This window comes from Thiomonas sp. TH-17 (assembly GCF_057473305.1).
The window spans coordinates 1-9,141 of sequence record NZ_JBYCKI010000223.1 but is presented as its reverse complement, the minus strand read 5'-3'; the positions used below and the strand labels follow the sequence as shown (position 1 = coordinate 9,141).

7 protein-coding genes are annotated in these 9,141 nt (G+C 62.4%); all 7 read right to left on the bottom strand.

Features of this window, described 5'->3' with window-relative positions; translation table 11 throughout:
• Positions 1-729, bottom strand: a 729-nt coding sequence (locus AC2VLV_RS13315) for a nucleotide-binding protein (RefSeq protein WP_486990443.1), incomplete at its 3' end; no start/stop codon positions are given.
• 9 nt (positions 730-738) lie between these two features.
• A complete protein-coding gene (locus AC2VLV_RS13310; RefSeq protein WP_486990442.1) occupies positions 739-2,346 on the bottom strand; it encodes an XrtA system polysaccharide chain length determinant in 1,608 nt (535 codons plus the stop codon).
• Positions 2,347-2,398: 52 nt separating this feature from the next.
• Positions 2,399-4,546, bottom strand: a complete 2,148-nt coding sequence (locus AC2VLV_RS13305; protein WP_486990441.1) for an XrtA/PEP-CTERM system-associated ATPase — start codon at positions 4,544-4,546, stop codon at positions 2,399-2,401.
• A 9-nt stretch (positions 4,547-4,555) separates the two neighbouring features.
• Positions 4,556-6,214, bottom strand: coding sequence for a TIGR03016 family PEP-CTERM system-associated outer membrane protein (locus tag AC2VLV_RS13300; protein WP_486990440.1), 1,659 nt, complete (start codon positions 6,212-6,214; stop codon positions 4,556-4,558).
• Positions 6,215-6,255: 41 nt separating this feature from the next.
• Positions 6,256-6,873, bottom strand: coding sequence for an XrtA/PEP-CTERM system exopolysaccharide export protein (locus AC2VLV_RS13295; RefSeq protein WP_486990439.1), 618 nt, complete (start codon positions 6,871-6,873; stop codon positions 6,256-6,258).
• Positions 6,874-7,166: 293 nt separating this feature from the next.
• Positions 7,167-8,153 carry a sulfurtransferase gene (locus AC2VLV_RS13290; protein ID WP_486990438.1) on the bottom strand — a complete coding sequence of 329 codons (987 nt, stop codon included), beginning with the start codon at positions 8,151-8,153 and terminating at the stop codon, positions 7,167-7,169.
• Positions 8,154-8,215: 62 nt separating this feature from the next.
• A complete protein-coding gene (locus tag AC2VLV_RS13285; protein WP_486990437.1) occupies positions 8,216-8,935 on the bottom strand; it encodes a DUF6969 family protein in 720 nt (239 codons plus the stop codon).
• Positions 8,936-9,141: the final 206 nt, after the last annotated feature.

Genomic DNA, 9,141 nt, shown 5'->3' with positions numbered 1-9,141 from the left:
GATGACGCGGTCGCGGTAGCGGTGCGCCATTTCTTCGAGCAGCAGGTCCATGGTGGCGCTGGCAAACAGCTCGGTGGCTTGCGCGTTGGGCGTGCCCACGGGCAGCACGGCGAGCTTGGGGACGTTGGTCGCGAGGATGAGATCGGACAGATCGAGCTCGGGGTTGAGCAGTTTGTCGATCAAACCCTGCGCCGGGGCGATGCCCAGTCGTTCGAGCAGGCTGCTGCGCGAAGGATCGGCGTCGACCAGCAGCACGGTGTGGTTCAGCTCGGCGGCGATGCTCATGGCGAGGTTGGCCGCCACGAAGGTTTTGCCTTCGCCGGGCAGCGAGCTGGTGACCATGATGAGGTTGGGCCGGTCGATCTTGGCCGAGGCCGCCCCGGTGACGTTGGCCAGCAGCGGCCGCTTGACCACGCGGAACTCATCAACCAGCAGCGAGCGGGTGGCATGCGGCACGATATAGCCCTGAGCCGCCAGCTTGTCGAGATTGATTTCGACCTGCTTCGAGCGCGTGCCCATGTCTTGGGGTTTCGCCGCGCGTTTGACAGTCTCGGTCGGCTTGACTGGGGCGGCCTGCGGCTGCGCGCTCGCAGGTTCGGCCGCCGTGGGCATGAAGGGTGACGGTGCGGCTGGAGCGGCGTCTGCGGGAGGGGCGGGTGTCCACAGGACGTCCACCCCAGCGGTGCGGAGTTCCTCAAGACGCTTGACGGCTTGTTCAATGGTGCTCATGGTGTTTCCTTAAACGCCGGGCTGTCGCGTGAAATGGGCCCAGATGGCCCAGAGCAGCCCGATCAGCACGAGCCCGGCGATGCCCAGCGCGAGATTCACATTGTTCCGCTTGTCGTGGCTGAGAATTTCGGGCGAGTTCAGCAGGGAGATGCTGCCGAGCACGGGGCGGTCGATGGTTTCGCGCAGATGGCGCGGGCTGTGATAAGTGGGCATGATCTGCGAGACGATGAAACTCGCCGCTACCCCGCAGGCCAGCGCAAAAAACACCAGCAGGGCGATGAGAACGGGCTTGCTCGGAAACAGCGGACGGTGTTCCACGCGCGGGGGATCGACCACGCGGAACACGGCAAGCTGCGAGGAGGCATCGACGCTTTGCGTCAGCCCGGCCGACTGCCGTCGCGCCACCAGATCGTCGTAGCTCTTGCGAATGACGTCGTAGCCGCGCATGAGTTCGGCATATTGCTGGTCGAGCGCGGGCATTTTGTTGGCCTGACTGCGCAGCTGGGCCAGTCGAGCCTGAGCCTCGCCCACCTGGGCTTGAACCGAGGCCACGTTGGCGTCGGCCTGCGCGACCTGCACGCGCAGTTGCTGGTAAGCGGGGTTGGCGGCGCTGATGGTGTTGGCGCCGATGGGGGCTTGTTCAGCGGCTTGCGCGGGATGTTCCGCCGCGGCCTTCAGGCGTGATTTTCTTTCCGCTTCCAGGCGGGCCAGGGTCTGGCGCGCAGAAATGACGTCGGGATAGTCGTTGGTGTAGCGCTGCAGCAGATCGTCGAGCCGGTTGCGCTGCTCCTGAATTCGCCGGTCCACGTCAAGCACGGCCGCAGGAAGGCCTGGCGCTGCGGGGCCAGCGGCTGCCGCCATGTAGGGCGATGTCACGCTGATGGTGGGTGATTCTCCGCGCATCTGACCGCTGATGGCATTGCGCGCGGCAATGGCGGCGCTGAGCTGTCCCTGGAGTTGGGAGAGTTGGTCGGAGGCCTGGTTGACGCGGGTGTAGTAATCGACATTGGCCACACCGGAATAGCCGGGATGCTGGGTCTTGAAGTCTTTGAGCTTTTGCTCGGCGGCACTGAGCTGGCGGCCATAGTCGGCTACCTGGGCATCGAGAAAGTTGAGCGCCTGCTGGGTGTCTTGCTGCTTGCCGCCAATGCCCGAGGTGAGAAACATGTTCACCAGATCTTTGACGACGCCGAGCGCAACCTGCGGATCGCTGTTGACGTAGCTGACGCTGTAGAGGTTTTCCCGCGCGTTGATGCCGAGCTTGATGCTCTTGAGCAGTTGATCGACGGTGCGGTTGACCGATTCGGGCTGACCATCATTGACCGCGAGATGTTTTTCACGCACCAGCCGCTCCAGATTGGGGCGGGCGAGCAAGGTGCGGGCCACCATGGCGACCTGATCGTCGATATTGGGCTGCACGGTCAGGCCTTGCATCAGCGGTTTGAGCAGGGTTTGCGTGTCCACATAAACGCGCGCTGACGCCATGTACCGCTCGTGGAACATGGCCACGCCGATGCCACCCAGCGCCATGATGACCCAGGCGGTGAGCAGCCCGACCCAGCGCCGGTCCCACATGCCGGGCAGGAGGTTGAACAGGGGACGTAGTAAATCGTTCATGATGTTGCTTTTCAGAGTGAAGTGCAGCTGTGGACTCGTGGCTTCATGTGCGTCATGCCTGGGTCTCCAGGGTTTCGAGCACCTGGTTTTCCCACTGAGTCATCAGCCAGGTTTCAAGCGCCTGAGCGATGCGGTCGGAGGCTTTGCCATCGCCCTCGAACGGGTTGGGACGCGCTTTTTTGTCGCCTTCGAGAATGTCACCCATGGCCTGGAAGATGCGACGGAAATCGCGCCCGACGAGCTGGTTGCTGCCCTGCGTGAGGGTTTGGGTGCGGGCGCAGTAGTCTTGCAGGGTCAGGCAGGGGATGGCGAGATAGGAGCTGGCGTCTTGCAGATTGGCGCGGTCTGTCAACAGGCAGGTGGCCTTACTGAGCAGGGCCAGCGTCTGCCCGAAGGGCAGTTCGGGCACGCAGGCTACGCGCGAACCTCGTAAGGAGTTGCTCAAACCGTATTGCAGCAGGCGGCTGTGCAGGGCGGTCGGCATCGGCCAGATGACAGGAAGAATGCGGCTCAGGCGCTTGGCGTTGGCCAGCATGTCGATCATCTTGTCGCGCGAAGTAGCCCATTCAGCGTCTTCGAGCAGTAGCAGCGCATAGCCCTGGGGGTTGGAGAGATAGGTCTTGGGCACCCCGATTTCCGAGGCGAACAGCTTGGGGTCTGGCGCATTGGCCAGGCCCTGCACGACGGCATCGATCCGCAGGTTGCCCACAACGCGAATGGATTCGGGAGGAATGCCGTCATGCGTCAGCGTATCGGCGCAGCCCGTCGCCAGGGTCAGGTGCAGATCGGTCAGTTGATCAATGACGATGCGGTCGATTTCTTGCGCATCGGCACGCTGGCCATGACGCAAACCGGACTCGATATGGGCGAGCGAGATCTTTTGGCGCTGGGCCATCAGGCCGGCCGCAAGCGCGGCATCGCTGTCTGCGAAAGTGAGCACCGCGGCGGGCCGGTAGGTGGTGAAAATCTGATCGAGCCAGTTCACCCAGACCGCAAGACTGGGCCGCTCGTCTTGCGCCTCGGGCAGCAGGGCGAGGTCGATTTCAGCCAGTGCCGGGTCGTTGGCGATGGCGGAAGAAGACAGCTGTTCCAGCCCGACCAGCACGGGCTGGGGCAAGCCGGAATAGGCCCGCATTTTTTGCATCAGCGGGTGCAGGGCGATGCGATCTTCCAGGGTTTGGGCGATGCAGAGCAGCGGGCCGGGCTCGCCCGGCTTGGGCGGTGCGGGTGCGCGGGTGAGGGCCTCGGCGACGTCGCGCAAAATGGGCAGGCTCGAAGCGGTGTCCGTCTGGGCGTGCGGCACGGGTGCGGCGGGTGCGGCGCGCTGTACCGGCGCGGTGATGGTGGGGGCCTGCGGCTCGGTTGGATCGGCGGGACGCAGCAGACCGCCGATCTCCTCGCGAATTTCGCGGGCCACGGTGTCGACGCGCGCGGCGTCGATCTGGTCGGTGTTGTCGAGAAAGGCCGAGAGCAGCAGGCGGTTGCACAACATATTGATGCGCCGCGGCAGCCCGCCCGTCCAGTCGTGCACCGAAGCGAAAGCGGCCTCATCGAATTGCGGGCGCCCAGTCCAGCCGACTCGCTTGAGGCGGTGGATGATGTAGGCGCGGGTTTCGTCCGAGTCCATCGGGCCGATATGGCAACTGGCGATGATGCGCTGACGCAGTTGTTCCAGATTGGGGGCGCGCAGCACCTCGCGCAGCTCGGGTTGCCCGACGAGATAGCTTTGCAGCAGCGCGCGGTTGCCATACTGAAAGTTGGACAACATGCGCAACTCTTCAATGGCCGCCGCATTCAGGTTCTGCGCTTCGTCGATGACCAGCAGCGCGCGGCGGTTCTGCAGCATCAGGGTGGTGAAATGCGCTTCGATCGCGGCCAGCAACTCGGCCTTGGACGCATTTTTGGACGGCACGCCAAAGGCGTTGGCTACCGCGCGCAGCAAATCTTCGGCTTCGAGTTGCGTGCTGACGATCTGGGCCGCGGCGACCTTGGTTGGATCAAGCTCATTGAGGAGAGCGCGTACCAGGGTGGTTTTGCCCGCGCCGATCTCTCCCGTGACGATGATGAACCCCTCGCCCTGCATGGCGCCAAAGCGCAGATATTGGTGGGCGTAATTGTGTCCTTTGCTCTCGTAGAGAAAGCTGGGGTCTGGGTTGAGCTGGAAGGGGGGGGCGCTCAGGCCAAAGTGTGCGGCGTACATGGGCCTGATTCAGAACTGATGGGTGACACCGGCGTAAACCGCCGATTCGTTCGCATTGAGAAGGCCGCTATTGGCGGTATCGAGCAGTTGCCTGCGTGCGCCGAGAACCAGGATGGTCTGCGGGGAAAGGCGCCGACTGAGTTGCACGATGAATGTGGTCTGGCGGGTGCTGATCCCTTCATTGGGGCCAAACCCTGTGCTCAACGCACGCAGCAGGCCGACGTTCAGACTCATCACCGGGCTGAGGCGCCGTCCGTAGCTCAGGCCGATACCATTTTGAATATAGTCAGCCGATCCAAGCAGCAGATTGTTCAGGGGGGGCGAGCCGGGCAGAATCAGGTCTTGCGTTTTGGTATGAAACACCGAGACGGTGTAACTGTTGCGCTGCGCGAGCAAGACCCCGGTCACGGTCAGTGTGTCTTGCAGGGTGGCCGACTGGGTGTAATAGTTGACGGCGTTGGGCAGGGTGGCGGGCAGACCGGTGACGGCCAGCAGGTTTTGTACCGCCTGCGCACGTGCGGCAGGGTCGGGGTATTGCGAGGCCAGCATGCCACCCAGCAGGGTGGACAAACTCACCCCCGACGGAATGGTCTGCAGCGAAGCGAGGTAGGACGAGGGCGCCCGGTTCCAGTTCAGGCGCAGACTCAGGCGCTGAATCTGCTGCGAGGCGTTGATATCCCAGCCTGTGCCGAAAAACCGCCGCTCCACCACGCCGTCGAAACGGGTGAATACATTGGGACGCCAGTTGAGCTGCACGCCATAAATGCTGTGTCCCAGACTGGCATAGCCCGTGGAGTAATGCTCGTAGCCGCCAATCAGACCGCCTTCAAAATGCGGCGTGAAGGCGTAGAGAACCCGGGCGCGCGCGATTTCGTCACGCACGGCAAGCGATCCGCTGTCGGTGTAAACCGTTTCCTCTTGCTTGGCATCGAGGCCCCAGCCGAGAGGGGTGGGACGTCGATCCAGGCGGATGGTCTGCCGCCCATAGCGGCCGTTACTCAAAGCGGCGCCGGTTTGATTGCCGCTGATCTGGGTCCAGACGTTTTCGCTACGCGCCCGCAACCGGAGGTCATCGTTGAAACGATGATCGATGTAAGGGCTGAGGCTGTATTGGGTGGTGGTGTAGGTCGCGGTGCCGGTGGACTGGGCCGGGATGGTGAGCAGCGCGTTTTGCTGCGAGTTGATGCCGGCATCGAAATACAGCCATTGATCGATCAGCCTGGCGTTCAGGCCCAATGTGCCGGAGGGCAGGACCGTGTTGCTGTAGGAACTGCGGGCGTAGTACTGGGCATTGAGCGCAAAGTTGCCGAAAGTGCGCAAGTCGGGCCCGAGCGTTTGAAACGCAATGCCCGGGGTGATGCTGAAGATGGTGTCGGAGCGGGCGGGGTTGTTCGAGCCGAAATAGGCATTGCTGGTCTGTACGACCGACATGCCCACAGAGGGCTGGACGAAGTTGCCGCGCGCTGGGAGCGGCGCACTGGCCGTTCCCAGCGGCGTCAGAAGTCCGCCTTGCGCTTCGCCGCCTTCGAGCTGCTGGGGCAGCGCTACGCCACCGGGCGCGGCGAGATTGAGCCCGGGAATGGCTTGCGCACAAGCCGATCCCGCCTGCAGAAGACAAAAGGCCAGCGGGGTCAGCGCGAACAAGACTTTGCGGCTAGATGTCTGCATGGGGCGGGATTCGGGTGAGGTGAATGAAAGGACAGGCAAGGTCAGAACATGCTCTGCGGGATGATGATGACGTCGCCCGGCTCTACCGGGACGTTGGCTGACATTTCACCGCGCTTGAGCAGGTTGCCCAGCTTGATGCTGTAGGTTTTGCCATGGCGCTCCAGCACGGCGGCATTGCCATCGGCAAACTCGGTCAGGCCACCGGCGGCGATCATTACGTCGAGCAGGGTCATGTTTTCTCGGTAGGGAATGGCGATGGGGCGCACGGCCTGGCCGACGATACGGATCTGCTGGCTGTAAGGCCCATGAAACCCGGTCACGACCACGGACACCACCGGATCGCGGACATACTTGGACAGCCGTGCCTCGATTTCCTGGCCGATTTCGCCCGGCGTCTTGCCGGCCGCCTGAACGTCAGGCGCCAGCGGGGTGGAGATTCTGCCGTCCGGGCGGACCTGGATCGACATGGACAAATCCGGGTTGCGCCAGACGTTGATGTTGAGCGTGTCGCCTGCGCCCACCTTGTAGTGATAGGCACCCTGGGTGATCTTTGCCGGTGCGGACGGATAGTTGTTTGCGGCACAGGCGCCAAGCAGAAGGGCTGCAATGGAGGCTGCGGCCATGCGCCAAAGACTGAAACGGGAATTGCGGATCAACATGCTCGACCTCTGTAATGTCGGAGAAGGGATGAAAACTGAGAAATTGTGGATGGGCAGTGTAGGAGGTTCAAGCCCTCATTTGATCGGTTTTGTGGTGAGTTTGCCTGTGAAATATCTCACGCCTGCCTCGGGAATCGCTGGCATCCCCCTCAAATGGGCGCGCCGTGCTGAGAGGAGGTGCGATTCCATCAGGCCATTCATCCCGCCCGAACGCGGGGGTAAAACGACGACGCCCGGGGGAGGCCCGGGCGTCGTCGTGACAGCCGCGCAGGGCGGCTGGCTTCTGTTTTGCTTTACTGCGACAGTCCGACCGTCGGATTGCCGAGGTTGGTCCACTCGATCATCGAGCCGGCGTAGAGCTTGGAGTTTTTGTTGCCCAGGATCTCGTGGGTAACAAACCAGGCGCCAGAGGCCAGGTGGCCGGTGTTGCAGTAGGTGATGGTCTGCGCGTCGGGCTGGATGTTGAACTCGGCGTAGATCTTCTTGTAATCGTCAGCGCTCATGAACTCATGTGCGGCGCCAACCGGCTTGACAATTGCATCCGTCGGGAAAGAGCGCGCACCCGGAAGGTGACCGGCGGTCTTGTTGGTCGGCTTTTTCACAATGCCGAGGAACTGTGCCGTCGGGCGGGCATCGATGAACTGATCCTTGCCCCCTTGCAGACCTTCCTTGACTTGCTGCATCGAGGCCAGAATGGCCTTGTCTTCAGCGCCAGCAGCCCAGTTGCCCTTGGCCGGGGTGACCTTGTCGGTCGACACGGGATAGCCTGCCTGAATCCAGGCGTTGACCCCGCCGTTGAGGATGGCGAGCTTGTCGCGCGGCTCACCGAAGTAGCGCAGCTGGAAGTACAGGCGGGTAGCCATGTCCATGGAGTTGACGCTATCCCCGGTGGGAACGATGACGATGGGCTTGTCGGTCTTGTTCAGGCCCGAATCGTCCATGACCTTGGTGAAGTACTCGGCGGTCGGCAGCTGGGCCTTGATCTTGACACCGTCCACCGTGCGCTCCTGGCGGATCTTGCCGAAATCGACGGGAATGGCGCCTTCGATGTGACCGCCCGTCTTGACCAGGGTCTTCACCTTGGTTTTGGCGTCGACTTCAAATTTCGGCTCTTCACTGAAGGTCTTGGGCTCGTCGCGGATGTCGACGATGGTGACCGCGTCTTTATTGGCATTCAGCCACTGGGGGGTGACCAGCGGGCCGGGCAGCGTGGCTGCGCCGGCGGTTTGCGCCGCGGCCACAGCGATGATGCTCAGTCCGATCAGGTGTTTCAGTTTCATGTTGGCTCCTCGTTTGGTTTGGTAGAACTGCACTTTCAGGGCGTGTACCCGCCCGGCTCTTATCAGGGCGCTTGCGCGCCCAACTCCTCCAACGCAAGAATCTGCGTCGAAAAATCAATACGGCACTGGCTCAGGATGTGGGTGCGCCGGTCTTCAAGCAGATTGGCGCGCCCACCCTCTTCCAGGGCCTTGATTCGTGCGTCGCGCAAATGCACCACATAGTCGATTTGCGGACGGAAAAAAGCAAACACCGCATCAAGCCATTGGCCGACCTTATGCGGCCTGGCATCCTTGAGTTCGGTCTGCCGGGCCAAGGCACACACGCGATCCGCGTTCTCCCAGCATTCCGCCGTCACCCATTGGTTGGTGGTGAAGAGGCGCAAGGGCATGCCGCGATCATCGACCGACAACCCTGCAATGTGGGTGTAGCGTTGATCGGAGGGGCAGGCGGCGCGCTCGTTGGACGCGAACACATGAAAATGCCCATGCTCCCCCGCCATGCGCTGCGAGGCGGCGTGCGCGTGGTAATAAAACAGCGCGCCATCGCGGCCCTTGGCGTCGCGCTTGGGGTAATGCGCCCACTCGACATAGGCGGACGGCCCGATGATCTCGGAGATCACGGTTTTTCCTTTTTGCAGCAGGGACTGAGTGGCATCGAGTGCCCGCAACCCAGCTGCATACAGATCGCTTCGCTCTTGCACCGTCAGTTCACGCAGAAGGTCGACCGCAAAAAGTCGGCTCTTTGGTGCATGACCGGACAACAGGGAAGTGGACTGGTTCATGAGAAATCATGGCGCGGCAAGCAGATTACAAGTCGCTCACTGCGAGCCGCGTCATGGATGGTTGGGGCTTACTTGGAAGGCGCGCAGGGGTTGCTGCTCTTCGAAGGCGCGCAAGGGTTGCTGCTCTTCTTCTCCATCTTCTTTTTGGTCGGTGCGCAGGGGTTGCTCGGCGCGCAGGGGTTGCTCGAAGCGTGGGCGATGCCGGT

Coding starts and splice junctions, on each gene's coding strand:
- AC2VLV_RS13310 (WP_486990442.1), bottom strand. CDS start 2,346: ATGAACGATTTACTACGTCCCCTGTTCAACCTCCTGCCCGGCATGTGG.
- AC2VLV_RS13305 (WP_486990441.1), bottom strand. CDS start 4,546: ATGTACGCCGCACACTTTGGCCTGAGCGCCCCCCCCTTCCAGCTCAAC.
- AC2VLV_RS13300 (WP_486990440.1), bottom strand. CDS start 6,214: ATGCAGACATCTAGCCGCAAAGTCTTGTTCGCGCTGACCCCGCTGGCC.
- AC2VLV_RS13295 (WP_486990439.1), bottom strand. CDS start 6,873: ATGTTGATCCGCAATTCCCGTTTCAGTCTTTGGCGCATGGCCGCAGCC.
- AC2VLV_RS13290 (WP_486990438.1), bottom strand. CDS start 8,153: ATGAAACTGAAACACCTGATCGGACTGAGCATCATCGCTGTGGCCGCG.
- AC2VLV_RS13285 (WP_486990437.1), bottom strand. CDS start 8,935: ATGAACCAGTCCACTTCCCTGTTGTCCGGTCATGCACCAAAGAGCCGA.